The 26220-nt window shown below is 71.3% G+C and carries 26 protein-coding genes; 12 read left to right on the top strand and 14 right to left on the bottom strand.

Translation table 11 applies throughout. The features are described from left to right. Positions 1 to 38: 38 nt before the first annotated feature. Genes C8P66_RS16095 through C8P66_RS16110 form a run of 4 tightly spaced genes read left to right on the top strand, consistent with a single transcriptional unit; the run spans position 39 to position 3290 of the window. On the top strand, positions 39 to 1283 hold the full coding sequence (locus C8P66_RS16095) for an ABC transporter substrate-binding protein (protein ID WP_111399307.1): 1245 nt from the start codon (positions 39 to 41) through the stop codon (positions 1281 to 1283). Next, positions 1280 to 1651: a hypothetical protein gene (locus C8P66_RS16100; protein ID WP_111399308.1), complete on the top strand. Its 372-nt coding sequence runs from the start codon at positions 1280 to 1282 to the stop codon at positions 1649 to 1651. Before C8P66_RS16095 ends, C8P66_RS16100 begins: the two co-directional genes overlap by 4 nt. Further along, positions 1648 to 2514, top strand: a complete 867-nt coding sequence (locus C8P66_RS16105) for an alpha/beta fold hydrolase (RefSeq protein ID WP_111399309.1) — start codon at positions 1648 to 1650, stop codon at positions 2512 to 2514. The genes C8P66_RS16100 and C8P66_RS16105 overlap by 4 nt, the downstream gene beginning before the upstream one ends. Continuing rightward, positions 2511 to 3290, top strand: a complete 780-nt coding sequence (locus tag C8P66_RS16110; protein ID WP_111399310.1) for an SDR family NAD(P)-dependent oxidoreductase — start codon at positions 2511 to 2513, stop codon at positions 3288 to 3290. The genes C8P66_RS16105 and C8P66_RS16110 overlap by 4 nt, the downstream gene beginning before the upstream one ends. Before the next feature lie 5 nt (positions 3291 to 3295). Here the strand turns inward: C8P66_RS16110 and putA are convergent, their stop codons facing one another. After that, entirely contained in the window at positions 3296 to 6841 is a 3546-nt protein-coding gene (gene putA, locus C8P66_RS16115; RefSeq protein WP_245903596.1) for a bifunctional proline dehydrogenase/L-glutamate gamma-semialdehyde dehydrogenase PutA, read from the bottom strand. 247 nt (positions 6842 to 7088) lie between these two features. On the opposite strand from putA, the gene C8P66_RS16120 reads away from it, so the two are divergent. Genes C8P66_RS16120 through C8P66_RS23905 form a run of 3 tightly spaced genes read left to right on the top strand, consistent with a single transcriptional unit; the run spans position 7089 to position 10026 of the window. After that, positions 7089 to 8471 carry a hypothetical protein gene (locus C8P66_RS16120; RefSeq protein ID WP_111399312.1) on the top strand — a complete coding sequence of 461 codons (1383 nt, stop codon included), beginning with the start codon at positions 7089 to 7091 and terminating at the stop codon, positions 8469 to 8471. Continuing rightward, positions 8468 to 9049 (top strand): hypothetical protein, encoded by a 582-nt coding sequence (locus C8P66_RS16125; protein WP_146422902.1) that lies wholly within the window; start codon positions 8468 to 8470, stop codon positions 9047 to 9049. The genes C8P66_RS16120 and C8P66_RS16125 overlap by 4 nt, the downstream gene beginning before the upstream one ends. Next, the gene (locus C8P66_RS23905) at positions 9046 to 10026 is read left to right on the top strand and encodes a peptidoglycan-binding domain-containing protein (RefSeq protein ID WP_211314170.1); all 981 of its coding nucleotides are present in this window, start codon (positions 9046 to 9048) and stop codon (positions 10024 to 10026) included. The genes C8P66_RS16125 and C8P66_RS23905 overlap by 4 nt, the downstream gene beginning before the upstream one ends. A gap of 2 nt (positions 10027 to 10028) precedes the next feature. Here the strand turns inward: C8P66_RS23905 and C8P66_RS16135 are convergent, their stop codons facing one another. Then, the gene (locus tag C8P66_RS16135) at positions 10029 to 11711 is read right to left on the bottom strand and encodes a methyl-accepting chemotaxis protein (protein ID WP_111399314.1); all 1683 of its coding nucleotides are present in this window, start codon (positions 11709 to 11711) and stop codon (positions 10029 to 10031) included. A 196-nt stretch (positions 11712 to 11907) separates the two neighbouring features. On the opposite strand from C8P66_RS16135, the gene ltnD reads away from it, so the two are divergent. Further along, positions 11908 to 12804 (top strand): L-threonate dehydrogenase, encoded by an 897-nt coding sequence (gene ltnD, locus C8P66_RS16140; protein ID WP_111399315.1) that lies wholly within the window; start codon positions 11908 to 11910, stop codon positions 12802 to 12804. A gap of 3 nt (positions 12805 to 12807) precedes the next feature. Here the strand turns inward: ltnD and C8P66_RS16145 are convergent, their stop codons facing one another. The 6 genes from C8P66_RS16145 to C8P66_RS16170 all read right to left on the bottom strand — a co-directional run bounded on the left by C8P66_RS16145 (position 12808) and on the right by C8P66_RS16170 (position 17547). Next, complete coding sequence (locus tag C8P66_RS16145; RefSeq protein WP_111399316.1) at positions 12808 to 13617, bottom strand: S1C family serine protease; 810 nt, start codon at positions 13615 to 13617, stop codon at positions 12808 to 12810. Between the two features lie 86 nt (positions 13618 to 13703). Continuing rightward, positions 13704 to 14450 carry a RadC family protein gene (gene radC / locus C8P66_RS16150; protein WP_111399317.1) on the bottom strand — a complete coding sequence of 249 codons (747 nt, stop codon included), beginning with the start codon at positions 14448 to 14450 and terminating at the stop codon, positions 13704 to 13706. Between the two features lie 136 nt (positions 14451 to 14586). Further along, the gene (locus C8P66_RS16155; RefSeq protein ID WP_111399318.1) at positions 14587 to 15048 is read right to left on the bottom strand and encodes a copper chaperone PCu(A)C; all 462 of its coding nucleotides are present in this window, start codon (positions 15046 to 15048) and stop codon (positions 14587 to 14589) included. Positions 15049 to 15090: 42 nt separating this feature from the next. After that, entirely contained in the window at positions 15091 to 15465 is a 375-nt protein-coding gene (locus C8P66_RS16160) for a hypothetical protein (protein ID WP_158537275.1), read from the bottom strand. Positions 15466 to 15514: 49 nt separating this feature from the next. Continuing rightward, positions 15515 to 16717, bottom strand: coding sequence for a CaiB/BaiF CoA transferase family protein (locus C8P66_RS16165; protein WP_111399320.1), 1203 nt, complete (start codon positions 16715 to 16717; stop codon positions 15515 to 15517). Beyond that, positions 16714 to 17547: an FAS1-like dehydratase domain-containing protein gene (locus C8P66_RS16170; RefSeq protein WP_111399321.1), complete on the bottom strand. Its 834-nt coding sequence runs from the start codon at positions 17545 to 17547 to the stop codon at positions 16714 to 16716. The genes C8P66_RS16165 and C8P66_RS16170 overlap by 4 nt, the downstream gene beginning before the upstream one ends. Before the next feature lie 143 nt (positions 17548 to 17690). On the opposite strand from C8P66_RS16170, the gene C8P66_RS16175 reads away from it, so the two are divergent. From C8P66_RS16175 to C8P66_RS23910, 4 genes are all read left to right on the top strand, one after another. Further along, on the top strand, positions 17691 to 18857 hold the full coding sequence (locus C8P66_RS16175; protein WP_158537276.1) for a cupin domain-containing protein: 1167 nt from the start codon (positions 17691 to 17693) through the stop codon (positions 18855 to 18857). A gap of 65 nt (positions 18858 to 18922) precedes the next feature. After that, complete coding sequence (locus C8P66_RS16180) at positions 18923 to 19894, top strand: Bug family tripartite tricarboxylate transporter substrate binding protein (RefSeq protein WP_245903598.1); 972 nt, start codon at positions 18923 to 18925, stop codon at positions 19892 to 19894. Then, the gene (locus C8P66_RS16185) at positions 19849 to 20742 is read left to right on the top strand and encodes an alpha/beta hydrolase (RefSeq protein WP_111399323.1); all 894 of its coding nucleotides are present in this window, start codon (positions 19849 to 19851) and stop codon (positions 20740 to 20742) included. The genes C8P66_RS16180 and C8P66_RS16185 overlap by 46 nt, the downstream gene beginning before the upstream one ends. A 75-nt stretch (positions 20743 to 20817) precedes the next feature. Continuing rightward, positions 20818 to 21252 (top strand): EF-hand domain-containing protein, encoded by a 435-nt coding sequence (locus C8P66_RS23910; RefSeq protein ID WP_158537277.1) that lies wholly within the window; start codon positions 20818 to 20820, stop codon positions 21250 to 21252. Between the two features lie 7 nt (positions 21253 to 21259). Here C8P66_RS23910 and C8P66_RS16195 read toward each other — a convergent pair whose 3' ends face one another. From C8P66_RS16195 to queA, 6 genes are read right to left on the bottom strand one after another with little or no spacing between them, the layout of a single operon-like run. Further along, positions 21260 to 21805, bottom strand: a complete 546-nt coding sequence (locus C8P66_RS16195; protein WP_111399324.1) for a VUT family protein — start codon at positions 21803 to 21805, stop codon at positions 21260 to 21262. Continuing rightward, positions 21802 to 22485 (bottom strand): 7-cyano-7-deazaguanine synthase QueC, encoded by a 684-nt coding sequence (gene queC, locus C8P66_RS16200; protein ID WP_111399325.1) that lies wholly within the window; start codon positions 22483 to 22485, stop codon positions 21802 to 21804. The genes C8P66_RS16195 and queC overlap by 4 nt, the downstream gene beginning before the upstream one ends. After that, positions 22482 to 23534, bottom strand: a complete 1053-nt coding sequence (queG, locus tag C8P66_RS16205; RefSeq protein ID WP_245903600.1) for a tRNA epoxyqueuosine(34) reductase QueG — start codon at positions 23532 to 23534, stop codon at positions 22482 to 22484. The genes queC and queG overlap by 4 nt, the downstream gene beginning before the upstream one ends. Continuing rightward, on the bottom strand, positions 23521 to 23988 hold the full coding sequence (gene queF, locus C8P66_RS16210; protein ID WP_111399327.1) for a preQ(1) synthase: 468 nt from the start codon (positions 23986 to 23988) through the stop codon (positions 23521 to 23523). The genes queG and queF overlap by 14 nt, the downstream gene beginning before the upstream one ends. Continuing rightward, on the bottom strand, positions 23985 to 25106 hold the full coding sequence (gene tgt / locus C8P66_RS16215) for a tRNA guanosine(34) transglycosylase Tgt (protein WP_111399386.1): 1122 nt from the start codon (positions 25104 to 25106) through the stop codon (positions 23985 to 23987). The genes queF and tgt overlap by 4 nt, the downstream gene beginning before the upstream one ends. Continuing rightward, a complete protein-coding gene (gene queA / locus C8P66_RS16220; RefSeq protein WP_111399328.1) occupies positions 25103 to 26176 on the bottom strand; it encodes a tRNA preQ1(34) S-adenosylmethionine ribosyltransferase-isomerase QueA in 1074 nt (357 codons plus the stop codon). The genes tgt and queA overlap by 4 nt, the downstream gene beginning before the upstream one ends. Between the last annotated feature and the right edge of the window lie 44 nt (positions 26177 to 26220).

Genomic DNA, 26220 nt, shown 5'->3' on the forward strand with positions numbered 1-26220 from the left:
AGACCACGTCACAAGATATCCAGGGAGAGAACACAACAATGACCCAGTTTCTGAACCGCCGGCAGACGCTCATCGCCGGCGCCGCCGCGGCCCTCGCGGTGCCCGCGATCGGCCCCGCCCGGGCGCAGGCCGCCAAGGTGATCCGGCTTGGCGTGCTGACCGATCTGAACGGCCCCTATGCCGGCAATACCGGCAAGGGTTCCGTCGTCGGCACGCGGCTCGCGGCCGAGGATTTCATGAAGGCCCACCCGGACATCCAGGTTGAGGTCATCCAGGGCGATTTCCAGAACAAGCCCGATGTCGGCCTCGCCATGGCGCGCGACTGGATCGACCGGCAAGGGATCGACGCCATCGTCGATGTGCCGGTGTCTTCGGTGGCGCTCGCGGTGGCGGGGCTCGTGACGGACAAGGACAAGGTCGCGCTGTTCACGGGCCCGGCCACGGCCACCCTCACGGGCACGGCCTGCGGCCCCAATCATGTCCACTGGACCTATGACACCTGGTCCCTGGCCGCCGGCACCGGCCGCGCATTGGTCGCGGATGGCGGCGACAGCTGGTTCTTCATCACCGCCGACTACGCCTTCGGCCACGCGCTGGAAGGCGATACCGCGAATTTCGTGCGCCAGGCCGGCGGGCGCGTGCTCGGCACGGTGCGGACGCCCTTCCCGGGCACCACGGATTTCTCCTCCTTCCTGCAACAGGCGAAGTCCAGCGGCGCCAAGATCATCGGCCTCGCCAATGCCGGCACCGATACCGTGAACTGCATCAAGCAGGCCGCCGAGTTCGGCATCACCCGGCGCGGCGTGCGTCTCGCGGGGTTGCTGTTCCAGCTGTCCGACGTGCATGCGGTGGGGCTTGAGGCGGCACAGGGCCTCACGCTGACAGAAGCCTTCTACTGGGACATGAATGAGGGCACGCGCGCCTTCTCCGCCCGCGTGGCGCCGCAGTTGAATGGCCAGAAGCCCTCGATGATCCATGCCGGCGGCTATTCGGCGGTGGCGCATTACCTCAAGGGCGTCGCCGGGCTCGGCTATGACGCGTCCAAGGCCAGCGGGCGTGCCGTGGTCGATTGGATGAAGGCGACGCCGACCGATGATGCGCTGTTCGGCCAGGGCCAGGTCCGCGCCGATGGCCGCAAGATCCATGAGATGCATCTGTTCCAGGTGAAGGCGCCGGGCGAGAGCAAGCATCCTTGGGACTACTACAAGCTCGTGCGTTCGCTGCCCGCGGCCGATGCCTTCCGCCCGATGTCCGAAGGGGGCTGCCCCCTCGTGCGGCCATGAGGCCGGAGGCGCTGCCGGCCGTGGTGAATGCCGACCCCGTGCTGCGGCGCTGGGGTCGGAACCTGACCACCACGCTGTTGCTGGAAGTCGGTTCGCAAAGCTGGCTGCTGCGCATCCATGACGGTGTCATGGCGGAGGTCCGCGGCGGCCCCTTCGTGATGCCAAGCTGGATCTTCGCGCTGCGTGCCGATCCCGCGGCCTGGGCGGAATTCGTCCAGCCCGAACCGCCACCGGGCCGGCATGACCTCTTCGCGCTGATCCGCCACGGCAAGCTGCATGTGGAGGGGGATCTGCATCCCTTCATGAGCCATCTGCTCTGGTTCAAATCCGCTTTCGCGGCGCTGCGTCGGACGGAGATCGCGGCATGATCGAGCCCATCATCGGCCGCTATCTGCATCTGCAGATCGAGGGCAAGCCGCATCGCGTCTATGTCGAGGAAGCCGGGCAGGGGGTGCCCTTGCTTTGCCTGCACACCGCGGGCTCGGATACCCGCCAGTGGCGCGGGCTGATGAACGACGCGGCGGTGACACAGAACTTTCGCTGCATCACCTTCGACCTGCCCTGGCACGGAAAATCCTCGCCGCCCGAGGGGTGGTGGCAGGAGGAATACAAGCTCACCACCGCCGCCTATGTCGCGGCGATCATGGCGGTCGTGGAGGGCCTGTCGCTCGAACGCCCGATCGTCATGGGCTGCTCGATCGGCGGCCGCGTGGTGCTGGAACTGGCGGCATCCCAGGGCGCGCGGCTGGGCGGGGTGATCGGCCTGCAATCCTCCTCGCATGTCGATCCCTACTACGACACCAGCTGGACCCACCGCGCCGATGTGCATGGCGGGGAAGTCTGCGCCGGCGTCGTCTCCGGCCTGATGGCGCCGCAGTCGCCGGAGGATGAGCGCTGGGAGACCCTGTGGCATTACATGCAGGGCGGGCCTGGGATCTTTCGCGGTGACCTGCATTTCTACAAGGCGGAGGGCGATCTGCGCCCCCGTCTCGCACAGATCGACACCACGCTCTGCCCGGTCTGGCTGCTGACCGGCGAGTACGACTATTCCTGCTCGCCCGAGGCGACGCTGGAAACCGCCGCCGCGATCGCCGGCAGCGAGGTCGAGATCATGAGCAAGCTCGGCCATTTTCCAATGAGCGAGCATTACGCGCATTTCGCCGAATTCCTGCGCCCACTGCTGGCGCGGATTCTCGACGCACGGGTATCCAAGGGGGGAAACGAACAATGAGACTCGCCAACAAGATCGGGCTGATCACCGCCGCCGCGTCCGGCATGGGCCGCGCCGGCGCGCTGCGCTTCGCCAAGGAAGGCGCCACGGTGGCGCTCGTCGATGTCGATGCCGTCAGGCTGGATGCGGTGGTCAAGGAGATCACCGATGCCGGCGGCCGCGCCATCGGCGTCAGCGGCGACCTGCGCGATCCCGATTTCTCGCGCGGCATCGTTGCCGATGCCGTCAAGGCTTTCGGCGGGCTCGACTTCGTGTGGAACCATGTCGGGCATCCCGGCCCTTCGGTGGTCGAGGGGCTCGGGATGGCGGAGCTCGATCTCGCCTTCGACCTGAACCTGCGCACCATCATGGCGACGACCGATGCCGCCATCGGCGCGCTGCGGGCGCGTGGCGGCGGCGCGCTGCTCTATACGGCCTCGACCTCGGGCATGCAGGGTTCGGTGTTCAGCCCGGTCTATTCGGCGATGAAGTTCGGTGTCATCGGCTACGTCCGTGCCCTGGCCAAGCGCTATGCCAAGGACGGCATCCGCGCGAATGTCGTCTGCCCGGGGTCGGTGGATACGCCGATGCTGCGCGTCTTCGTCGCGCGGCCAGACCAGGAATCGACGCGTCAGGTCGATGTCGAGGAACTGGTCCGCAAGCGCGGTGCCGTGAACCCGATGGGCCGCCCCGCCAGGCCGGAGGAGATCGCCAATGCGGCGCTGTTCCTCCTGTCGGACGAAGCCTCCTTCATCACTGGCGCGGTGCTGCCGGTGGATGGCGGCACGACGGCCTGATCGTCTCAGATCGTCATGAGCTGGGCATTGCCGCCCGCAGCGGCCTCGTTCACCGAACGGGTGCGTTCGACGACGAGGCGCAGCAGCGTGGTGGCATCGATGCTTTCGATCACCGGCACCAGCGGTCCCTCTCCGGCGGCGACCTCTTGCCGCACCGCGTCGGCGTCATAGGGCGGCGCCACCAGGATCGCGGCATAGGCCGCATCCTGCCAGCGCGGGACCAGCGTCACATGACGGCGTAGCGGTTCGGGCAGCGCGGCATGGAAGTCGCGCGCCGCCGCGCTGTCGGGCGCCAGCATCGCATTGCCGCTGGCCAAGGCGGCGCCGAAGCCCAGCTCCAGCCGCGTGCGGTCCTCGGCGAGGGTCAGCACCGGTCCGCGGCCGGCGAAGCGCTGCGTGTTCGTCTCCCCGACCGGCGCCGGCAACGTCAGGATCAGCGGCAGTGGCGTTGCCTGCCGCAGCGCCGCCAGGGCCTCCGGGTCGGCGGCCATCGCCATGAACTGGTCGAAGGGCTGCAGGCAGGCTTCGTCCCGCTCGCCGGCCAACACCGGCGCCGGCGCCCGCCGCAGCAGCCGGTGCAGATAGAGCGGCCCCCCCGCCTTGGGGCCGGTGCCCGACAGCCCCTCGCCACCAAAGGGTTGCGCCCCCACCACGGCGCCGATGATGTTGCGGTTCACATAGGCATTGCCGACATGGGCGCGGGACAGCACGGCATCGATGGTCTCGTCGATGCGGGACTGCACCCCAAGCGTCAGCCCATAGCCTGTCGCATTCAGCGCATCGACCAGCGCATCCAGCCCCGCGCGCTCGAAGCGCAGAACATGCAGCACCGGCCCGAAGACTTCGCCGCGCAGATCGGCGATGTGATCGATCGCGATCAGGCTGGGCGGCACGAAGCTGCCGTGCATGCAGGCCGGGCCGAGCGGCACCGAGGCCAGCACGCGCTGCCCCGCAAGATAGGCGCGCAGGGACGTCTCCGCCTCGGCATCGATGACGGGGCCGATATCCGTCTCGATGCGCGCGGGATCGCCGACGGCGAGCTCCCGCATCGCGCCTTGCAGCATCGTCACCACCCGCGCCGCGATATCGCTTTGCAGGCACAGCACCCGCAGCGCGGAGCAGCGTTGGCCGGCGGAGTCGAAGGCGGAGGCGAGAACATCCGTCACCACCTGTTCAGCCAGCGCCGAGGAGTCCACGATCATCGCGTTCTGGCCGCCGGTCTCGGCGATCAGCGGGATGTCGCCGCGCCGGGCCAGGCTGCGCTGGATCGAGCGCGCGACAGCGGTCGATCCGGTGAAGACCACGCCCCGGCAGCGCGCATCGGCGACCAGCGCCGCGCCGATGGTCTCACCGCCGCCGGGCAGGCATTGCAGAACATCCTCCGGGATACCCGCCGCATGCAACAGGCGCACCGCTTCGATGGCCATCAACGATGTCTGCTCGGCGGGCTTGGCCAGCACCGGATTGCCGGCCGCCAGCGCGGCCGCGACCTGTCCGGTGAAGATCGCCAGCGGGAAGTTCCACGGGCTGATGCAGACCACCGGTCCCAACGGCACATGCCGGTGCGCGGCAAGCTCGCGGCGGGCGCAAGCGGCGTAGTAGCGCAGGAAATCCACGGCCTCGCGCAATTCGCCCACCGCATTGCCCATGGTTTTCCCGGCCTCGCGGATGGCGAGCGGCAGCAGCGTGTCGCGCGCTGCCTCGAACAATGCGGCGGCGCGTTCCAGCATCGCGGCGCGTTCGGCGGCTGGAACCAGCGCCCAACCGGCGGCGGCCGCCTCTGCGCGCGCCATGGCGGCGGGCACCGCCTCGGGCGGGGTGTCACGCACCCATCCGACCAACTCGCGCCGGTCGGCCGGGTTGGTCACCGCCCGCGCCCCGGGCAGCGGCTGCGGCGCCCTCGCGCGGCCGGCGCGAATGGCGGCCTCCAGCGCCAGCCGCACGGGCGGGGAGGCGAGGTCGGTGCCGGCCGAATTCTCCCGCTCCGGCGCGAAGAGTGCCGATGGCATCACGATCCTTGGATGCGGCGCCCCACCATGCCGCGCCGCCTGCGCGACCGGATCGGCGGCCAGGCTGGCGATGGGTGTCGCCTCATCGACAAGCTGATGCACGAAGGAGGAGTTCGCGCCGTTCTCCAGCAGGCGCCGCACCAGATAGGCGAGCAACGTCTCGTGACTGCCCACGGGGGCGTAGATGCGGGCCGGGCGGTCCAGATGCTTCGGCCCGACCACCTGGGCATACAGCGCCTCGCCCATGCCATGCAGGCATTGGAACTCCCAGTCGCCGGGGCGGAATGCGGGCCCGGCCAGATGGAACACGGCGCTCAAGGTCTGCGCGTTATGGGTGGCGAATTGCGGGAAGACCTGGTCCCGCGCCGCCAGCAGCAGCTTGGCGCAGGCGAGGTAGGACACATCCGTATAGGCCTTGCGCGTGAACACCGGATAGCCAGACAGCCCATCCATTTGGGCACGCTTGATTTCGCTGTCCCAGTAAGCCCCTTTGACGAGCCGCAGCATCAGACGCCGCCGATGCCGGGCGGCCAGCGCGATGGTGTGGCGGATCACCGCCGGCGCGCGCTTCTGATAGGCCTGGACAACAAAGCCGAGGCCCTGCCAGCCACCAAGCGCTTCATCGCCCGCCAGCGCATCCAGCAGATCGAGCGAGGGTTCCAGCCGCTCGGCTTCCTCGGCATCGATGTTCAGCCCGATGTCATGCTCGGCGGCGAGCAGGGCCAGGGTCCGCACGCGCGGCAGCAGTTCGCGCATCAGCCGCCCCGGCTGGCTGTAGCCGTAGCGCGGATGCAGCGCCGACAGCTTGATGGATATCCCCGCGCCGCGATGCACGCCGCGGCCGCGATGCGCGGCGCCGATGGCGGCGATCGCCGTGCGGTACTGCGCCGTGTAGCGGTCGGCGTCGGCGGCGGTCAGCGCGGCCTCGCCCAGCATGTCGTAGGAATAGGCGAAGCCCTTGGCCTCCATCGGGCGGGCGTGCTCCAGCGCCTCGGCGATGGTCTGGCCGAGCACGAATTGCCGCCCCAGCATACGCATCGCCAGATCCAGCCCGGCGCGGATCAACGGCTCGCCGCCGCGCGAGACCAGGCGGCGCAGGGCCGCCGAGAGCCCGGTCTCGTTGCTGGTCCCGACCAGCTCGCCGGTGATCACCAGCCCCCAGCTTGCCGCATTGACGAAGAGCGAGGGGCTGGCCCCCAGATGCGCGCGCCAGTCGCCGCCGCCGAGCTTGTCGCGGATCAGCCGGTCGCGGGTGTCGCGGTCGGGGATGCGCAGCAGCGCCTCGGCCAGGCACATCAGCGCCACGCCCTCCTGGCTGGAGAGCGAGAACTCCCGCATCAGCGCATCGACGCCGGAGGCCCGTGACCGTTCCGCCCGAAGCTGCGTGACCAGGCGCATCGCCAGCGCCTGGACCGGGGCGGCCAGCGGCTCCGGCTGCCGCGCCGCTTCGATCAGCGGCGGCACGCAGCCGGGTTCCGGCGGCCGCTCCATGCGGATGATGGCGGCGCGGGTGGCTTGCAGCGCGGCGTCGGTCACGGGCATCGGCACCTTCTCGGTTGGGGGCGAGGCTAGCATGGCTGTGCGGTTGAATGGGGGGAGGAAGGCGTGCCTATTTCAACGGTGAAATCCACCTGAAAATCGGGCAATGGGATCGATAATCCTTGATATCGGAGATAATCGGTGCCGATAAGGAGAAGGGGAGGGCATATATTCCTTGACGGCGGCGATCATGTTCCTATAATGTTCTTTCATGCCGCAGCCCGACCCATCCCCCCCGCCCCGTGCCCGAATGGGTGCCCCCGCCCTCCTTCTCCTGCTCGTGCCCGGCGTCGCCCGGGCGGGCCAGGACGGGGGCACCGGGCCGCTGAACTGGATCGCCCTGCTCGGGGTGATCGGCGCGGCGGCGCTGCTGCTGGCGGGCATCGCGCTCTTCATCCGGCGCTTGCAGGATGACAGCGCCGCCCTGGTCCGCCAGCCGGAGCTGACCGCCGATCGCATCGCCGCCTGGCGGGAGATGCCGGCGGGGTTGCCGGAGGGCACGATCCGCGCCGCGCTGTCGATCTTCATCGTCGTGATCGGGATGCTCACCTTGCTCGCGGCGCCCTGGCTGAACCTGAACGGCAATGGCGAGATCGGCACCATCATCGGCAGCGTGCTCGGCTTCTACTTCGGCGCCCGCCAGAGCGGCGGCAGCGCGGAGGCGGCGCCGATCGTGCCCCCTGCCGCGCCCCCTGCCGCGCCGCCGCCCCCCGCCGCCACCGGCACGCTGGCCCGCGCGGCGGAGGCGCTGGCCATGGCCCGGCTCGGCGCCCAGGCCGCGGCACCGATGATCGGCCCGGCCGCCGGGCGGGTCATCTCAGCGATCGAGGACGGGCTTGCCGCAGCCGAAGGGGCTGCGGGCGGGGACCTCGCGGCCATCGCCACGGCGGCGGGGGCGGCGGAGCGCGCGCTGGATGCGGCACTCGGCCCCGACCACCCGCTGGCCACCGTCCTTGGCGATGCCATCGGCGGCCTGCGCGCGGGGGTGGGCGTGGGGGCGCTGCTGGGCGGCCCGGCGGGGCTGATGGCCGCGGTCGGGCTGGGGGCGATCCAGGCGCTGGGCGCGGGATCGGACGCCTATGACCGCTGGAAGGCCCGCATCCTCGACCGCCCCTTCTCGCCGCGGCTGTTTCCGCCCGGGGAGATGGATGGCGCGGTGCTGCTCTCGGCGCTGGCCGCCTCGGGCACCTTCGCCCGGCTGCTGCTGGAGCCGCTGCCGCCCGAGGCGAAGCTGCCGCGCGCCCGCGCCGTCGCCGATGCGGCCCGGCTGGAGGATGCGGCCGCCCTGGCCGCGATCCAGGCGCTCACCCCGCGCGGCGATTTCGAGAGCCCCGATGATCTGGCCGAGGCGCTGCAAGCCTATCGCCGCCGTCTGCTCGATGCGCTGCCGGGGCCGGATCTGGTGGTGGATCTGGCGCCCGTGCTCGGCGCCGGGGCACCGCGCCTGGCCGGGGCGCAGCTCGCCGATGCGCTGGCCATGGCCCGCGCCGCGCCGGGTGGTGCCGGGGTCGATGCCGCCGTGCTGGCGCTGATCGACGTCGCCGGCCAGCCCGAGGCCACCCCCGGCCGGATGGCGGGGCTGCTGGCCGGGCTGCTGCCCGCCGCCACCACCGTCGCGGAGGCGGGCGCATGAGGGCCATGCTGCTTCTGCTGCTGCTGCCCGGCTGCCTCGCGCAGCAGCTTGACCGGATGAAGGACCAGGCCGCCGCCGGCCAGACCATCGCTTTGGCCGCCGAGCGGGTCGATTGCACCGGCCCGGACCCCCTCTGCGTCCAGGTCCAGACCCTACGGGCGGAAGCCTGTCTGGCCCTGGCGCGGCAGGCGCCGCGCGACGCCGCGGCCCCCGCCCGCCGCGCCTGTGCCGCCAGTGGCTATGCCGCCGCTTTGGCCGCCCTGCCACCCGGAGGCACGGAGCGCCGCACCTTGCTCGCGGGCCTTGCCGCCGCCGCCATGGACCGGCGCGATGCCGGCGAGGCCACCCCCGATGCCCAGCTCGGCGCCGGGCTCGCCTTGCTCAAGCTCGATCCGGGCGATGCCATCGGCTGCGCCCATGCGCGCTCCGCCCGGCTGGCGCGGGCGCTGCTGGGTCCGCCTGGCATGCCCCGCTGCGCCGAGCTGCGCGCCGCCCCCGCCTGCCGCGCCACGCCGGCGCTGGACCGCGAGATCGCGGCCCTGACCGCAGCCTCATGCCCCCAGGAGCCCGGCCGATGACCGCCTTCTCCCGCACCCTGCGCCTCGCCCGCCCGATGCAGCGTGGGGCGGATGTGCAGGCCGCGCAGCGCTGGCTGCTGGCGCGCGGCGGCGGTGGCGCGCTGCGCGCGGTGGATGGGCTGTTCGGCCCGGCGACGCAGCGCGCGGTGCTCGGCTTCCAGACCGCCTCTGGGCTGGTGGCGGATGGTATCATCGGCCCGGCCACCTGGGCGCGGCTCGCGCTGCCGGCGGATGCGCCGCCCGAGACCCTGGCGCGGGCCGCCGCCGATCTGGTCGGCGCCATCGCGCCGCGGGCGGTGCTGGCCGGGCTGGAGGCGTTGCGCGCGCCGCATGCCCGCTTCGGCGGCGGCACCCGCTGGTCGCTGGGGCCGCTCGGGGTCACGCTGGCCAGCGGCGGGCTTGTCGTCACCCCCGCCCATGCGCGGACCGTCCGCGGCCTGCTCGCCGACTGGTTCGCCCAGCCGCTCCAGGCCGCGGCGTCGCGGACCGGTGTGCCGGTCGAGCTGCTGGTCGCCTGCCTTGCCACCGAATCCGCCGGGGGCGCCGCCACCGCCGCCGAATGCGCCCAGGCCGAACGGCATGAACCCGGCTTCCGCTCCTATGAGGCGACGCCCCATCGCGTTTCCATCGGCTGCATGCAGACCCTGGTGACGACGGCGCGGGAGGCCCTCGGCCGGCCCGTGACGCCCGAGGAGCTGCGCGACCCGGCGGTCTCCATCGCCGCCGGTGCCGCCTATATCGCCGCCCAGGGGCCACGGACCCTGCTCGACCCGCCGGTGGTCGCCTGCGCCTACAATGCCGGCGGCGTGTACCTGGAGGAGGGGGCCGCGAACCGCTGGCGGATGCGGCAATATCCGCTCGGCACCGGGCAGCACGCCGACCGGTTCTGCGCCTTCTTCAACGCCACCATGGCACTGCTGGGGGCGGAGCCGGCCCTGGCCGGCACCGCCCCCAGTTTCGCGGCACTGCTGCGCTGACCTCAGGCGGCGCGGATGCCGCTCAGGAAGCCATCCACCTGCCCGCGCAGGCTTTCCGCCCGCTGCGCCAGCTCGCCCGAGGCGGCGCGGACCTGCGCCGCCGCGGCGCCGGTCTGCTGCGCCCCTTCGGTCAGGCCGCTGGCGTGGCGGCTGACGTCGCGGGTGCCGGTCGCGGCCTCGGCCACGGCGCGGCCGATTTCCCGCGTTGCCGCCGCCTGCTCCTCGGTCGCGGCGGCGACCTGGGCGGTCAGCGCATCCATGCCCTCGATGGTGCGGCCGATGCCGCGGATCGCCTCCACGGCCTCGCCCGTCGCACTTTGCATGGCGGCGATCTGGGCGCCGATCTCCTCCGTCGCCTTGGCGGTCTGCTGCGCCAGCGCCTTGACCTCGGAGGCGACGACCGCGAAGCCCTTGCCGTGCTCGCCGGCCCGCGCCGCCTCGATGGTCGCGTTCAGCGCCAGCAAATTGGTCTGGCCCGCGATGCCGGAGATCAGCCGGATCACCTCGCCGATGCGGGTCGCGGAGTCCGACAGCCGCCCCACCGCCGCATCGGTCGCCCGCGCATCCTGCGCCGCCTGCTGCGCCACCCGCGCACTTTCGGCAACCTGGCGCGCGACCTCGCCGATCGAGGCGGCCATTTCCTCGGAGGAGGCGGCGACCGTCTGCACATTGGCATTGGCCTGCTCGGAGGCCGCGGCCAGCGAGGCCGCCTGTTCCGTGCTGGCATGCGCCGCGGCCTGCATCGCGCCCGCCGTCGCATCCAGCTCGACGGAGGCGGCGGCGACGATGCGCAGCGCCTCGGCCGAATCCGCCTCGAAACCGCCGATCAGCGCCTCCACCCGCTCGGCCCGGGCGGATTTCACGCGGGCCTCGACGGCCAAGGCGTCATCGGCCTGCCGCTTTGCCAGCAGCGCGCCATGGAAGGCGCCGAGGGCCGTGGCGATGCTCCCGAGTTCGGTCGTCTCCGGCAGCTTCGGCACCTCGGCCGACAGATCGCCCACCGCCATCGCCCGCATCGGCGTGACGACGGAGGCGATGCCCTTGCCGATGCTGCGGATGATCAGCCAGGCAAGCCCGGCGCCCAGCAGCACGATCGCCGCCAGCAAGCCGGTGACGAAGGCGAAGGTCTGCCGATAGGCGTGGTTGCCGTCCTCCTCCTCGGTCGCGGCGCCATCGACGTTCGCCTGCTGCAGCCGGTCGATGACCGGCCGTACCGCGTGATAGGCCGGCATCATCTGCGCCAGCATCCGCGTGGTCGCGGCCTGGTTCTCATTGCGGCGGGAGAGGGCGACGACCGCATCCGCCTCCCGCTGGTAGGCGCCCCAGAGGCGCATGAATTCGGGGTAGAGCTGCCGCTCCTCGGCCGTGTCGATCATCGGCTCATAGGCGGCGCGGGCCGCCGCCACCTGCTGCAAGGCCCGCGCCAGCCGCGCATCGAGGTCGGGGATCGCCGCCGCCTCGGTATTCGCCACATGCAGGGCGACGGCGAAGCGATGATCGCTCGCGGCGGTGTTGAGCAGCCCGAGGCGATAGGCGCTCGGCATCCAGCGGGTCTGCATATCCACAGCGACGGTTCGGACAGCGCCCACGCGGTTCAGCGCCACGGCGCCCAGGATAAGGGTGAGGCAAAGCAGCGCGGCGAAGGCGGCGATCAGCTTGTGGCGAATGGACAGGCGGTCGAACACGGCGGTCTCCCTTTCGTGAGTTCCGAATCGGGTCGCTCGGCAGGCGATGCCCTGCGCGGGGCCCTATCCGTTTCACGGGAGTGTGCCGCGCCGCTGATTGAGCAAACGCAAAGGGCGGGGCGCATCATCATGCCTTGACGCCCCGCGGCCCCCCAGCCAACCGTCGGCCCAGAAAAACACCTCCGGGGAGGCAGCGATGCAGGTTGGCGTGATCGGGCTCGGCAGCATGGGAATGGGGGCCGCGCTGAATCTGCTGCGCGCGCCGGGGCTGGAGGTGACCGGGGTGGACCCGCGCCAGATCGCGCAGGATGCCTTCATCGCCGCGGGCGGCAAGGCGGTCGGTCGCGCCGCCGACCTGCCGGCGGGGCAGCAGGCGGTGCTGGTGCTGGTGGTGAACGCCGCCCAGGCCCGCGCCGCGCTGTTCGGGCCGGAGGGCGCGGCCGGCTCCCTGGCGCCGGGCTGCGTCTGCATCGTCTCCTCCACCATGGCGCCCGTCGATGCGCGGGCGCTGGCCGAGGAGGCGGCGAGGCGCGGGCTGCTTTATCTGGACGCGCCCGTCTCCGGCGGCGCCACGGCCGCGACGGCGGGGACGATGACGGTGATGGCCAGCGGCTCGCAGGCGGCCTTCGATGCCGCCCGCCCGGTGCTGGACGCGGTGGCCAAGCGGGTCTTCGACATGGGCCGCGAGCCGGGGCTCGGCACCACCATGAAGGTCGTGCACCAGCTATTGGCCGGCGTGCACATCGCCGCCGCGGCCGAGGCCATGGCGCTCGGGCTGAAGGCGGGGATCGAGGCGCAGACGCTCTACGACGTCGTCGTCAGCGCCGCCGGCAATTCCTGGATGTTCGAGAACCGGATGCAGCATGTGCTCGACGGGAACGACACCCCGACCTCGGCCGTGGATATCTTCGTCAAGGATCTGGGGCTGGTGACGGACCTCGCCCGCGCCGAATCCCTGCCGGTGCCGCTGGCGGCGCAGGCGCAGCAACTGTTTACCGCCGCGCGCGGGCTGGGTCAGGGCGCCAAGGACGACGCCTTCGTGATCCGGGTCTGGGAGGCCCTGGCAGGGATCACCCTGCCGAAGGCCCCTTAAGGATCAGCGCAGGCAGCGCACCAGCACGGTCGAGGCATCGGCGATCTCGCCGGCCTCGGCCGCCGAATGCACGGTGGTGGTCTCGGCCATCGCCGGCGGCACGCTCAGCCCCTGCAGGAACGCCACCGCCTCGCTGCTCTTGACCGCGAAGTTCACGTTCTGGGGGATGTCGCCGGTGCGCTGCGCGACGCGCTGGGCGTTGAGCTTGGACACCACGATGCCGACCACATGCCCGCCCAGGTCCAGCAGCGGGCCGCCGGAATTGCCCGGCTGCACCGGCACCGAGATCTGATACTGCCGCGCATTGTCGCCGATGCCGGTCAGTGCCGAGATGGAGCCCGCCGTCAGCGTCGGCCCCGCCGAGAGCAGCCCGGCGAGGGGGTAGCCATAGGTGATCACATCCTCGCCGCGCCGCACCTCGGGGCCGCTGCGGAAGGCGAGGGTGGGGCCGACATCCTCCTCGGTCGCGATCAGGGCCAGGTCGCGTTCCCGATCGGCGCGGATCAGCCGGGCATCGACCTCCTGCCCGCCATTCCGGCGCAGGCGGAGGTAGGTGCAGGCCTCGACCACGTGATGGTTGGTCATCACCCGATGCTCGCCGACGACGAAGCCGCTGCCGCTGCCGATCTGCTGCGCCTGCGGCGGGATCACGCCGGGGGGCAGCACCTCCGGCTTGGGGGGCAGCGCGGCCTGCTCGGCCCGGGCGCCGCCCTTGCCGGGGCGCTGGCCGCCCTCCTGCTGCTTGCTCTGGCTCAGGGCGGGAGCGGCGGTGGCGAGGCAGAGCAAGGCTGCCAGGATGGGTGTGGAGCGCATGGCGGCAGGGTGGGCGTGCCTTTGCCCGGCGGTCAATTGCGCAATAGCGCACAAGCACGTCACAGCGGCGGCGGCCGGGTCACCGCCTACAGCAGCCCTTCCCGCCGGAAGGACAGATGCCGCCCGTTGCCGATGATCAGATGGTCATGCAGCGTGATGCCCAGCATCGTCGCCGCCGCCTTGATCTCCGCCGTCATCTCGATATCGGCGCGCGAGGGCGTGGGATCGCCCGAAGGGTGGTTGTGCACCAGGATCAGCGCCGTCGCCTGCACCTCCAGCGCGCGTTTGACGACCTCACGCGGATAGACCGGGGTGTGGTTCACCGTGCCGCGGGCCTGGGCCTCATCGGCCAGCAGCCGGTTCTTGCTGTCGAGGAACAGGATGCGGAACTGCTCCACCTCCTCCCGCGCCAGGGCGGCGGTCAGGTAGTCGATCAGCCGCTGCCAGTTGTTCAGCACCGGCTGCTCGCGCACCTCCTCCCGCATCAGGCGCAGGGCGGCGCCCTGCACCAGCTTCAGCGCCGCGACCACGCCATCGCCCACATCCTCGACCTGCCGCAGATGCATCGGGCTGGCCGCGATCACCGCGGCGAAGGAGCCGAAGCGCGCCATGAGCGCCTTGGCCGCGGGCTTGGTGTCGCGGCGCGGGGTCGCGAGGAAGAGCAGCATCTCCAGCATCTCATAGTCCTGGAGTGCATCCGGCCCCGAGGTCAGCAGGCGCTGGCGCATCCGCGCGCGATGCCCCTCGGGCCCCGGCGCGGGGGAGGCGAGGGGGGCGGCGATGAGGTCCAGAAGATGGGCATTCGCCTCGGCCATGCCGCGCGGTGGCTTCATCCGGCCGGGGCCGAGCAGATCGGGGCCGAGCAGATCGGGGCCGAGCAGATCGGGGCCGGGCGGATCGGGGCATGCGGGGCGCAGGTCATTCCGAAAGCGAAAGCCCTGCGCCCCGCCGCGTCAAGCCGGGCCGGGGTTAATGGGCATGCGCCGGGGCGGCGGCGCCGGCGCGTTCCACCGCGAGTTCCACGGTGACATCACCGCCGCGCTCGAAATGCAGGGTGATCGGCACGCGTGCGCCCGGCTGCAGCGCCGCCGTCAGGTTGACCAGCATGAGGTGCAGCCCGCCGGGCTTCAGCTCCACCGTCTCGCCGGGGGTCACCGGGATATCGGTGACGGGGCGCATCCGCATCACCGCGCCCTCATGGATATGGGTGTGCAGTTCCACCCGCTCGGCGGCGGGGCTGCTGGCGGAGAGCAGGCGGTCGGCCGCCCCGGTGGTGCGCAGGGTCATGTAGCCGGCGCCCGTCCGCCCGGCGGGGGCGGCGCGGGACCAGGGGTGGCCGATCTCGACCTCACCCGCGGTGTAGCTGTGGGCGAAGGCGGGCAGCGCCGCCAAGGTGATGGCGGCGGTCAGGAACTGTCGGCGTGCGAACATGGTGGGAAATCCTCGTCGTGATGCGTGGGGTCCAGTGGCGCGTCAGACGAGGAAGGGTGGTCCCGTGGGGGCATAGGGCGGTGCGCGGGCGCCGGGCCGCAGCCCGGCCTCGGCGACCGGATGCGGCGGGTCGAGCAGCACGCCCCAGGCCAGGCTCGGCAGCCGGACCGGCACCAGCAGCGGCACATCCGGCAGCGCGTGGCAGACGGCGCAGACGGCATCCGTGACCGGTGCCTCATCCGTATCGAGGTGCAGCAGCCGCAGCCCGTCGGCGCTGCAGATCTCGATCGTCAGCCCCTGACCGAACCCATGCCCGGCGCGCAGGCAATGCGAGGCCGCGAGCCCCGAGTGCCACAGCAGCAGCGCCGCCAGGACCCAGGCCAGGCGCGCGTTCAGAGGGGCGGGAAGACGAGGCATTGCGGGGCGGATGTAGCCCAGCCCCCCCGCCTTGGCCATGCGGGCTGGCCTACCGCGCGGCGCCGCTGGCCAGCATCGCCTCGATCTCGGCCGGATCGCAGCCGGCCTCGCGCAGCACTTCTGCGGTGTGCTGGCCGAGGGTGGGGCTGGGCAGCGACCCCTCCCGCATCCCACCGCCGAACTGGTTGGCGGGCCGGAACCGCTTGAGCTTGCCCTCGGTCGGGTGGTTCTCCTCGGTGAAGAAGCCGACGTCGTTCAGATGCGGGTCGTCCGGCAGCCCCTCCAGGGTCGAGCAGGGCATCGCCGGCACATCCGCCTTGCTCAGGATCTCCAGCCATTCCGCCGTGGTCTTCTGGCGCAGCGCCTCGGCGCGGATGGCGAAGTATTCCGGGGTATGGGCGGTGCGGGTGGTGACGGAGACGAAGCGCGGATCGTCCTTCAGCTCCGGCCGCCCGATCGCGGCGAAGAGGCCGAAGGCCTGGGCATTGGTATTGGCGCTGATCGAGATGTAGCCGTCCTTGGTCGGCAGCGGCCGCGCATCCGGGGAGAGCAGGCGCTGGTCGCCAGGGGCCCCGAGCGGCGGGTCGTAGCTCATGGCGCCCATGTGCTCGGCCATGACGAAACCGGCCATGTTCTCGAACATCGGCACCTCGATCGCCTCGCCGACGCCGGTCTTCTCCCGGCGGTAGAGCGCGAAGCCGATGCATTGGGCCGCGGTCAGCCCGCAGATGTGGTCGGCCATCACCATGGGCACATAGCGCGGCGTGCCATTGGACTGGGTGAAGGTGCCGGCGACGCCGGAGACGCCCTGGATCACCGTGTCATAGGCCGGCTTGTCGCAATACCGCCCGCCACGGCCGAAGCCGAGGATGGTGCAATGGATCAGTTTTGGCGCCCGCGCGTGCAGCGCCTCGAAGCCGAAGCCGAGGCGGTCCAGCGCCGCGGGGCGGATGTTGGTGACGAAGACATCCGCGCCCTCGATCAGCCGCAGCATCGCGGCCCGCGCCTCGGGGCGCTTGAGGTCCAGGCAGACCGAACGCTTGTTGCGGTTGAAGTTGATGAACTTGCCGTTCATCCCCGGATTGCGCCCGCGCCCGCCAAGGGTGCGGAGCAGGTCGCCCTCCGGCGCCTCGATCTTGATGACCTCCGCCCCCTGGTCCGCCAGGGTCCGGGTGCAGATCGGCCCGACCACGACGCTGGTCAGATCGACCACGCGCACCCCCGCCAGCGGGCCGTTGTTGGCCCCGCTCATGCCGCGAACTCCGCCGTCGCATCGACGGCGAGGCCCCCGGCGTCATCCACCGCCCAGAGCCGGATCGCCCCGGTATCGCCATCGCCCGCCAGGGTCACCGCCCGGCCGCAGAACAGCGGGCGCATGTTGCGCGCGCCGAAGGCGGCGAGCGGGCCGCCGCGCCGCGCCGCCGCCTCGGCCAGCAGCAGATGGGTCAAGCCCCCGTTCACGACCAGCGCGGGATAGCCTTCCTCGCCGCGCACGTAATCGGCGTCGTAGTGGATGCGGTGGCCGTTGAAGGTGATGGCGGAGTAGCGGAACAGCATCACCTGGTCCGGGGTCGCCACGTCGCTCCAGGCGGCAGAGGCGGGCGGGGCCTGGGCGGCGGCGGTCGCGGAGGCGGCGCCGGGGGCGACGGCCTCGCGATACACCACATCCTGCTCCTCCGAGACCAGCAGCACGCCCTCGGCGGCGATGTCATGGCGCAGGGTCACGAAGACCATGGGGCCGGTGCGGCCGGTCTTTTCGGTGATGGCGGCGATGGTGGTTGTTCGCGTGGCCTCGGCGCCCAGCGGCAGGGGGGCCAGGAAGCGCGCGCGGCGGCCGGCGAACATGCGGCGGGGCAAAGGGATCGGTGGCAGGAACTCGCCCTTCCGCGGATGCCCGTCGGGGCCGAGGCCGGATTGCGGCGCGATGTCGGGGAAGAACATCGCCTGCCAATGCGCCGGCAGGCTGTCCGGCACGGGATCGGGGGGCAGGTCCAGCAGGGCGCGGATGCGCCGCACGGCGGGGGCGGTGAAGCTGTCGGTCACCACGCGGCTGCGGCCGATCCAGCCCTGCATGTCGTTCATCAAGAATTTCTCTCCTGCGCCAAACCCCGCTGGGGGAATTGTCTTTAGGCAATCGCCGTGGGCTTGCGTAGCACCGCCCTTCGCATCGACCATCCGCGACGAAGGCAAGGATGGGGAACGCCGATGGCCAGAGGCCCAAGCGCATGAGCGGCACACTCGCGGCCGAGGCCGCGGAACTCGCCTTCCCCGGCCTGTCGGAGGAGGAGATCCTGGACCTGCGCGAGGCGCGGCGCTGGCGCTTTTTCGCCGCCCATGGCGATCCTGCCCGATTCGCAGGCCTGCTCTCGATCCCGGATCTGGACGCCTTCCTGCGCACCGAGGCCGCCCGCGCCCCCCGCATCGCCATGGCCGACAATGGCCGCAAGGGCAGCGCCGGGGTGCCGGAGGAGGATTGGGCCTTCGAGGATGGCCGGGTGGATCTGGTGCGGTTCTTCGCCCTGTTCGACGCCGGCGCGACCCTGGTGGTCAGCCAGTTCCACGAGTTGAACGAGCCGCTGGCCCGGTTCTGCCGGGGGCTGGAGCGGCTGTTCCTGCATGGCGCCCAGGCGAACATCTATCTGACCCCGCCCGGCGCGCAGGGCTTTCGGCCGCATTTCGACACGCATGACGTGCTGGTGCTCCAGGTCGCCGGGCACAAGGACTGGCGCGTCTGGGACGGCCAGCCGGTGCCCGACCCGACCCGTCGCACCCCCTGGCGCAACCAGGCGGTGCCGGAGGGCGAGCCGCTGCCGATCCCGCTGCATCCGGGCGATGTGCTCTATATCCCGCGCGGCATCATGCATGACGCCGCCACCCAGCCGGGGGGCGAGCCCAGCCTGCACATCACCATCGGCCTGCTGGAACCCTGCTGGGCCGAGGGCATCCGCCGCATCCTCGACATCGCCGAGGAACAGGACCCCGCGTTCCGCGCCGCGATCCCGACCTGGCGCATCGGCGAGCAGGGTTTTGCGGCCGGCGTCGCGGGGCTGGTCCAGAAGCTTGCCAGCCCCGAATTGATGGAGGCGCTCTCGGTCGCCCTGCTCGACCGTCTGGCGGCGGAGCGGTTGCAGATGCCGCATCGTGGGCTGCTGGCGCCCCCGCCCTTGCGGGAGCAGCGGATGCGGTTGTCGGATGCGATGCACACCACGGTCGTGCCGCTGCCGGATGGCGGCGCCTCGCTGCGCTATGGCGGCGGCGCGCTGCCGCTCACGGCCGAGCAGCTCGGCTGGTTGCAGGGGTTGGAGGCGACTGCCTCATCCGTGGACCTGCCGGGCGATGCCTGGCCATTTCTCTGCCAGCTTCACGCCCTCGGGCTGCTGGAACCGGGCTGACGCCCCTTTCCGATCCGGCCGGAATCCGCCCATGCTGTTGCGGTGCGGCAGGCGAGAAGGTGCGGATGATGCAGATCGGTCGGCGGGTTTTGGGCGGCGCGGCCCTGGCCTTCGCGGTGGGGCGGCAGGCGGCGGCCCAAGGCAACTGGCCCGACCGGCCGCTGCGCTGGATCGTGGGCTACCCGCCGGGCGGCGCCTCGGATGCTTTCGCGCGGCTGATCGCGGCGCAGATGTCGCCACGGCTCGGGCAGAATGTCGTGGTGGAGAACCGGCCGGGCGGCGGGGCCGTGCTGGCCTCGGACACCGTGGCCCGGGCGCCGGGCGACGGGAACACCTGGCTGCACGTGGACAATGGCATCCTCGTCTATAACCCGGCGCTGTATTCGCGCCTGCCCTACAACCCCGACCGGGACTTTACCGGCGTTGGCTTCATCGGGCGCTTCCCGCTCTACATCGTGGTGCGGCCGGACAGTGCGATCCAGGATTTCGCCGGGCTGGTGGCGCAGGGGCGGGTGCGGCCGGTGACCTATGGCTCCCCCGCCGTCGCCTCGCCGCATCATCTGGCGATGGAGCTGGTCAAGCGCCGCACCGGCCTCCTGGCCGAGCACGTCCCCTATCGCGGCGGGCCGGCGGCGATGCAGGATCTGCTGGCCGGCAGTCTGGAATCCGTGGTGATCGACACCGCGACCGGCCTGCCCTTCATCCGTGAGGGCAAGGTGCGGGCGCTGGCCGTGATGTCCGACGCGCGCAGCCCGCTGGCCGACCAGGTGCCGACCTTGAAGGAACTGGGCCACGACGCCGTCGCCTATGGCTGGCAGGGCATCAGCGTCAGTGCCGCGACGCCGCCCGCCGTCATCGCCCGGCTGAACCTGGAACTGCGCAACGCCGTCGCCTCCGAGGACATCGCCAAGCGGATGCGCGACCTGGGGATCGAGGCCACCCCGCTGTCGCCGGCCGAGTTCAACGCCTTTGTGGCAGGGGAGAATGCGCTGTGGCGGCCATTGATCCGGGAGCTGGGCATCAAGCTCGACAGCTGAAACGCCGCGCGCTGCTCGGCGCGGCCCTCGCCGCGCCGGCGCTGGGCGCGCGAGCCGCCACCGGCTCCTACCGCATCGAGGTGCCCGAGCCGAGCGGCGTCACCGACGCGCCGCTGCCGCTCTGGCTGCACCGGCCCGCGGGCTGGCGCCCGGGCGGGCGCATCCTGGTGGTGATGCACGGGCTGCGCCGCGATGCCGATGCCTATCGCGACGCCTGGGCGCCGCTGGCCGAGGCGCAGGAGCTGCTTCTCGTGGTGCCGGAGTTCTCCGCGACAAAATTCCCCGGCGGGGCCTGGTACAATCTCGGCGGGGCCGGCGATGGCCAGCCGCGGGAGGCGTGGTCCTTCTTCGCGCTGGACCGCGCCATCGCCTCGCTGCGGGCCGAGCTGTCCTCGCCGGGTGGCGGCTTCGCGCTCTACGGCCATTCGGCCGGGGCGCAATTCGTCCATCGCTATCTGCTGATGACCGGGGCGCCGCAGGTGCAACGGCTGGTGATCGCCAATGCCGGCTCCTACACGCTGCCGGTCTTCGACCGCCCCTACCCCGAGGGGCTGGAGGGGACCGCGGCCACGCCGGAGGGGCTGCGTTTGGCCTTCGCCCGGCCGGTGACCGTGGCGCTTGGCGAGCGGGACATCGACCCCCACCACCCGGCCCTGCCGCAACAGCCCTGGGCCATGGCGCAGGGCCCCTATCGCCTCGCCCGCGGGCTGAATTTTCTGGAAGTGGCGCGGCGGACCGCGCTGGAGATGGGCGCCCCCTTCGCCTGGCAGGTGCGGATGGTGCCCGGCGTCGGGCATTCCAATAGCAGCATGGCCGAGGCGCTGGCCCCGCTGCTGGGAGCGGGCTGAGCCGGGCAGGCCGGCACGCCGGTCGCACTGCCTGCCTTGCGCCGGATCGCGGCGCGATGGCGAAGGAGGCACATGATGATCGCAAGCGCCGGCGGGGCGGGCATGGATATGGCCCAGATCCGCGAGATTCGGGCCCAGTTGTTCAAGAAGGCCGATGCCGACCAGAGCGGCGGCCTCACCCTCAGCGAGTTCACCGCTTTGGGGCAGAGCCTGCCGGGCGGCCCGGCAGCAACGGCCGGGACCTCGGCAACCGATGCCGCCCAGGCCATGTTCTCGCGGCGGGACACGGACGGCGATGGCTCCCTGACCGAAGCCGAGATGGACGTGCGACGCCCCCCCGAAGGCGGCGGGCTCGGGCCGGATGTGCTGGCGGCGCTGTTCGGGCAGCAGGAGAGCAGCCAGGCCGCGACCGGTGGCGGTCAGGTTCAGGCGCTGATGCAGCAGTTGCTGCGAAGCTTGCAGCAGAATGGCGGCCGGTCGGCGGCGGCGTCCGCGCCGCTCTCGGCCTGACCGCGTCCTACCAGCCGCGCGCCAGATCCCGCCGCCGGATCATCGCCACCAGCGGCAGGGACAGCGCGACCATCAGCGCCTTGCCGACGATCTGCCCGGCGAGGAAATCCAGGCTGCCGAAGGCGACGGTCAGGAAGATGACGCTGTCCACCACCAGCCCGACCGCGCTGCTGGCGACGACCGCGAGGATCAGCCCGCGTTTTTGGAGGGGCGTGAACACCGCCATGTCGGCGGCCTCGCTGAACAGGAAGGCCAGCGCCGAGGCCATCACCAGCGCCGGCGGCGCCAGGGTCGCGGAGATCGCGGCCCCCACCAGCACCGCGAAGGCGCCGGCCCAGAGCCCCAGCCGGCGCTGCACCATATCCCGCAGCACCAGCGCCAGGCCCACCATCAGCACGCCCGAAGGCGCCATCAGACCCGGGGCGACCGGGATCAGGCAGGGCCCCTGCGGCACGCAGACGGTGCCGGCATTGCCGATCAGCCAGTTGGCGGCGGGGATGGTCAGGGCGAAGGCGGCGAGGAACAGCAGCCCCTCGGTGCGGCGTGTGATCATACAGGCGCGGATGCCACATATTGCGCCCAGCCGCGAGCCCGAAGGTCGCAAGCCGGGCATGTGCCGCAACCGAAGCCCCAGGGATGCCGGTGGGTGCGGTCGCCGAGGTAGCAGGAATGGCTCTCGGTATTGATCAGCGCGACCAGCGGCGCGCCGCCAAGTTCCTCCGCGAGCATCCAGGTCGCCGCCTTGTCCCGCCACATCAGCGGCGTGTGGATCACGAACCGCGCCTGCATCCCGAGGTTCAGCGTGACCTGCACCGATTTGATGGTGTCGTCGCGGCAGTCGGGGTAGCCGGAATAATCCGTCTCGCAGACGCCGGTGACGAGGTGGCGGATGCCCCGGCGCGCGGCCAAAGCGGCGGCGAGGGTGAGGAACAGGATGTTGCGGCCGGGGACGAAGGTATTGGGCAGCCCATCCGCGCGCATGGCGATCGCGGCATCCTCGGTCAACGCGGAGCCGCCGATATCGGCCAGGGTCGGCACCGCCAGCGTGTGGTCGGGGCCAAGGCCGGGGCCGGCCATGCCGGCGCGCAGCGCGTCGCGGCAGGCCAGTTCCACCACATGGCGCTGGCCGTAGTCGAAGCCCAGCGTCTCGACATGCTCGAACCGGTCGAGCGCCCAGGCCAGGCAGGTGGCGGAATCCTGGCCGCCGCTGAAGAGGACAAGCGCAGCCTTCATCGTAACCGTTCCACCGCCCAGCGCGCAGCCTCCGCCACCACCGGGTCGGCATCCTCGCAGAGCGATTGTACCTGGGGCAAAAGAGCGGCGATGTCGCTATTGCCGATGGCGATGCAGAGATTACGGATGAATCTGTCCCTGCCGATGCGCTTGATGGGGCTACCACTGAACAATGCGCGGAACCCCGCATCATCCAGAGTAGCGAATTCGGCAAGCTTCGGCGCCGTAAGCGCCGCGCGCGGGGCGAATTCGGGCTCTGAATGGGCAGAGGCGAATTTGTTCCAGGGGCAGACCGCGAGGCAATCGTCGCAGCCATAGATCCTGTTGCCCATCGCCGCCCGGAACTCCTCGGGAATCGGCCCGCGATGCTCGATGGTCAAATAGGAGATGCAGCGCCGCGCATCGAGCCGGTAGGGCGCGGGGAAGGCGTGTGTCGGGCAGATGTCGAGGCAGCGCGAGCAGGAGCCGCAATGATCCACCTCCGCCGCATCGGCGCCGAGGTCGAGCGTGGTGAAGATCTCGCCGAGGAACAGCCAGGAGCCGTGCTCGCGGCTGACGAGGTTGGTGTGCTTGCCCTGCCAGCCGATGCCGGCGGTCTGGGCCAGCGGCTTCTCGGCGACCGGGGCGGTATCGACGAACACCTTCAGATCCTGCGGGAAGGCGGCGATCATCCAGCGCGCCAGCGCCTTCAGCCGGCGCTTGAGCAGGTCATGGTAGTCGCGGCCCTGGGCATAGACGCTGATCGCGGCACGGTCGCGGGCCTGGAGCACCTCCAGCGGATCATGCTCCGGCCCGTAGTTGAGGCCGAGGCTGACCACCGACACCGCCTCCGGCCACAGCGCCTGGGGATGGGCGCGCTGTTCGGCGCGATCCTCCAGCCAGCCCATCTGCCCATGCATCCCGGCGGCCAGGAAATCCGCCATGCGCGCCCGCACCTCAGGCCCCAGCGCGGCGCGGCAGAAGCCGACCGCGTCGAAGCCGAGGCGAAAAGCCTCGGCGCGGATAATATCCCGCTGGGCGGCGACGCCGCCCGGGTCAGCCGCGGCCACGGTAGGGGGCAACGCCCTGGTCGGGGATCCAGGCGCCCTCGGGCGGCGCGCCCGATTGCCAGAAGACATCGATCGGCATGCCGCCGCGCGGATACCAATAGGCCCCGATCCGCAGCCAGACCGGCGTCAGCAGCGCCCCCACCCGGCGGGCGATGTCGAGCGTGCAGGCCTCGTGGAAGGAGCCATGGTTGCGGAAGGAGGAGAGGTGGAGCTTGAGGCTCTTGCTCTCCACCAGCCAGTCGCGCGGGATGTAGTCGAGCACGATATGCGCGAAATCCGGCTGGCCGGTCAGCGGGCAGAGGCTGGTGAATTCGGGTGCGACGAAGCGCACGACGTAATGCATGCCGGGATGCGGGTTGGGGACGCGTTCCAGCACCGGCACATCGGGATTGGCCGGCAGGCCGGACATGTGTCCAAGCTGGGTCAGGCCGCGGATATCGGTCGGCGTGCTCATGCGATCGCTCTCTCCTGCCAGCCCGCGCGGATCGCCGCGGCTTCCTCTGTGAAGCGCCCGTCCAGGATGGCGGCGCGCAGCCGCCCCATCAGCGTCTGATAATACTGGATATTGTGCCAGGTGAGCAGCATCGGCCCCAGGATTTCATCGGCGCGGATCAGGTGATGGATATAGGCCCGGCTGTGTTTTTGACACGCGGGGCAAGGGCAGTCGGGGTCGAGCGGGGACAGGTCCTCGGCATGCCGCGCATTGCGCATGTTGAGCACGCCCCGGCTGGTATAGGCGCGCGCGGTGCGCCCCGACCGCGTCGGCAGCACGCAGTCGAACATGTCGATGCCGCGCGCGACCGCCCCGATCAGGTCATCCGGCGTGCCGACGCCCATCAGATAGCGCGGCCGGTCGGCGGGCAGCAGCGGCACGGTCGCCTCCAGCACCCGGTACATCTCGGCCTGGCCCTCACCGACCGCGAGGCCGCCGATGGCATAGCCCTCGAAGCCGATCTCCGTCAGCGCCGCGACGCTCTCGGCCCGCAACGCGTTGAAGACGCCGCCCTGCACGATGCCGAACAGCCCGTAGCCGTCACGCGGGACAAAGGCCGCGCGGCAACGCGCCGCCCAGGCCATGGAGAGGCGCATGGAGGTCGCCGTCTGCGCCTCGGTGGCAGGGAAGGGGGTGCATTCGTCGAAGCACATGGTGACGTCGGCGCCCAGCAGATGCTGGATCTCGATGCTGCGTTCCGGCGTCAGCCGATGGGCGCTGCCATCGATATGGCTGCGGAAGGTGACGCCATCGGCATCCATCTTCCGCAGGCCGGACAGCGACATCACCTGGAAGCCGCCGGAATCGGTCAGGATCGGCCCATGCCAATCGGCCATGCGATGCAGCCCGCCAAGGCGCGCGACCCGCTCCGCCCCCGGCCGCAGCATGAGATGATAGGTATTGCCGAGGATCATCCGCGCGCCGGTCGCGCGCACGGAATCGGCCGTCATCGCCTTCACCGTGCCGGCGGTGCCGACCGGCATGAACACCGGCGTCGGCACCGTCCCATGGGCTGTGCGTAAAACCCCCGCGCGGGCACCGCCATCCGTGCCGGCGGCGGTCCAGCGCAGCGCGCTCATGCCCGCCACATCAGGCTGCCGTCGCCATAGGAATAGAAGCGGTATCCCTCGGCGATGGCATGGGCATAGGCCGACTTCACCGCCTCGGTGCCGGCAAAGGCGCAGACCAGCATGAACAGCGTCGATTTCGGCAAATGGAAATTGGTCACCAGCCCATCCGTCACACGGAACCGGAACCCCGGCAGGATGAAGATATCGGTCAGCCCGCGGAAGGGCGCCACGGTGCCATCCTCGCGCGCGGCGGATTCCAGCAGCCGCAGCGCGGTGGTGCCGACCGCGATCACCCGTTTGGCGGCGTTGATGGTGGCGGCCGCCGCCTCGGTGATCTCGCCCCATTCGGCGTGGATGCGGTGCTCGCGCGGGTCCTCGGCCCGCATGGGCAGGAAGGTGCCGGCGCCGACATGCAGCGTCACCGTGGCGCGCGTGACCCCGCGCGCATCCAGCGCCGCCAGCAGCCGTTCCGAAAAATGCAGGCTGGCGGTGGGGGCGGCGACCGCGCCGGGGGTGCGGGCGAAGATGGTCTGGTAGTCGGTCGCATCCTCCGGCCGGGGGCCATCGGGGCGGGGGATATAGGGCGGCAGCGGGATTTCGCCGGCGACCTCCAGCGCGCGCGCAAGGGCGCCCTGGTCGGGGCCGAAATCCAGCCGCACGGCGCCATCCTCGGGCGCCTCCAGCACCCGGGCGGTGCAGTTCTCGGCGCCCTCGATGGCGATGATGTCCTCGGCATGCAGCCGGCGGGCATTGCGCACCAGCGCATGCCAGATGCCGCCGCCCTCGTTGCGGTTCAGCAGCAGCCCGACCCGGGCCTCGCCCCGGCGGGCGGTGAGGCGCGCGGGGATCACCTGCGTGTCGTTCACCACCAGCACATCGCCAGGTTCCAGCAGATCGGGCAGGTCCAGCATCCGGTGGTCGGCGATCGCGCCGTCACGCAGCACGAGCAGCCGCGCCATGTCGCGCGGCCGGGCGGGTTCCTGGGCGATAAGGGCCTCGGGCAGGCAAAAATCGAAATCGGAGGTATGCACCCGGGGGCGGGTAGCCGGGTCCGGCCCCCCCTGCAACCATCCCGTCATGCACAGCCCCGTGGCGATGCGCTAGTGTCATACGGTTTTCGAAA

This window comes from Humitalea rosea (genome assembly GCF_003253705.1).
Lineage (GTDB): Bacteria > Pseudomonadota > Alphaproteobacteria > Acetobacterales > Acetobacteraceae > Humitalea > Humitalea rosea.

Coding starts and splice junctions, on each gene's coding strand:
- C8P66_RS16095 (WP_111399307.1), top strand. CDS start 39: ATGACCCAGTTTCTGAACCGCCGGCAGACGCTCATCGCCGGCGCCGCC.
- C8P66_RS16100 (WP_111399308.1), top strand. CDS start 1,280: ATGAGGCCGGAGGCGCTGCCGGCCGTGGTGAATGCCGACCCCGTGCTG.
- C8P66_RS16105 (WP_111399309.1), top strand. CDS start 1,648: ATGATCGAGCCCATCATCGGCCGCTATCTGCATCTGCAGATCGAGGGC.
- C8P66_RS16110 (WP_111399310.1), top strand. CDS start 2,511: ATGAGACTCGCCAACAAGATCGGGCTGATCACCGCCGCCGCGTCCGGC.
- putA (WP_245903596.1), bottom strand. CDS start 6,841: ATGCCCGTGACCGACGCCGCGCTGCAAGCCACCCGCGCCGCCATCATC.
- C8P66_RS16120 (WP_111399312.1), top strand. CDS start 7,089: ATGGGTGCCCCCGCCCTCCTTCTCCTGCTCGTGCCCGGCGTCGCCCGG.
- C8P66_RS16125 (WP_146422902.1), top strand. CDS start 8,468: ATGAGGGCCATGCTGCTTCTGCTGCTGCTGCCCGGCTGCCTCGCGCAG.
- C8P66_RS23905 (WP_211314170.1), top strand. CDS start 9,046: ATGACCGCCTTCTCCCGCACCCTGCGCCTCGCCCGCCCGATGCAGCGT.
- ltnD (WP_111399315.1), top strand. CDS start 11,908: ATGCAGGTTGGCGTGATCGGGCTCGGCAGCATGGGAATGGGGGCCGCG.
- C8P66_RS16145 (WP_111399316.1), bottom strand. CDS start 13,617: ATGCGCTCCACACCCATCCTGGCAGCCTTGCTCTGCCTCGCCACCGCC.
- radC (WP_111399317.1), bottom strand. CDS start 14,450: ATGAAGCCACCGCGCGGCATGGCCGAGGCGAATGCCCATCTTCTGGAC.
- C8P66_RS16155 (WP_111399318.1), bottom strand. CDS start 15,048: ATGTTCGCACGCCGACAGTTCCTGACCGCCGCCATCACCTTGGCGGCG.
- C8P66_RS16160 (WP_158537275.1), bottom strand. CDS start 15,465: ATGCCTCGTCTTCCCGCCCCTCTGAACGCGCGCCTGGCCTGGGTCCTG.
- C8P66_RS16165 (WP_111399320.1), bottom strand. CDS start 16,717: ATGAGCGGGGCCAACAACGGCCCGCTGGCGGGGGTGCGCGTGGTCGAT.
- C8P66_RS16170 (WP_111399321.1), bottom strand. CDS start 17,547: ATGAACGACATGCAGGGCTGGATCGGCCGCAGCCGCGTGGTGACCGAC.
- C8P66_RS16175 (WP_158537276.1), top strand. CDS start 17,691: ATGAGCGGCACACTCGCGGCCGAGGCCGCGGAACTCGCCTTCCCCGGC.
- C8P66_RS16180 (WP_245903598.1), top strand. CDS start 18,923: ATGATGCAGATCGGTCGGCGGGTTTTGGGCGGCGCGGCCCTGGCCTTC.
- C8P66_RS23910 (WP_158537277.1), top strand. CDS start 20,818: ATGATCGCAAGCGCCGGCGGGGCGGGCATGGATATGGCCCAGATCCGC.
- C8P66_RS16195 (WP_111399324.1), bottom strand. CDS start 21,805: ATGATCACACGCCGCACCGAGGGGCTGCTGTTCCTCGCCGCCTTCGCC.
- queC (WP_111399325.1), bottom strand. CDS start 22,485: ATGAAGGCTGCGCTTGTCCTCTTCAGCGGCGGCCAGGATTCCGCCACC.
- queF (WP_111399327.1), bottom strand. CDS start 23,988: ATGAGCACGCCGACCGATATCCGCGGCCTGACCCAGCTTGGACACATG.
- tgt (WP_111399386.1), bottom strand. CDS start 25,106: ATGAGCGCGCTGCGCTGGACCGCCGCCGGCACGGATGGCGGTGCCCGC.
- queA (WP_111399328.1), bottom strand. CDS start 26,176: ATGACGGGATGGTTGCAGGGGGGGCCGGACCCGGCTACCCGCCCCCGG.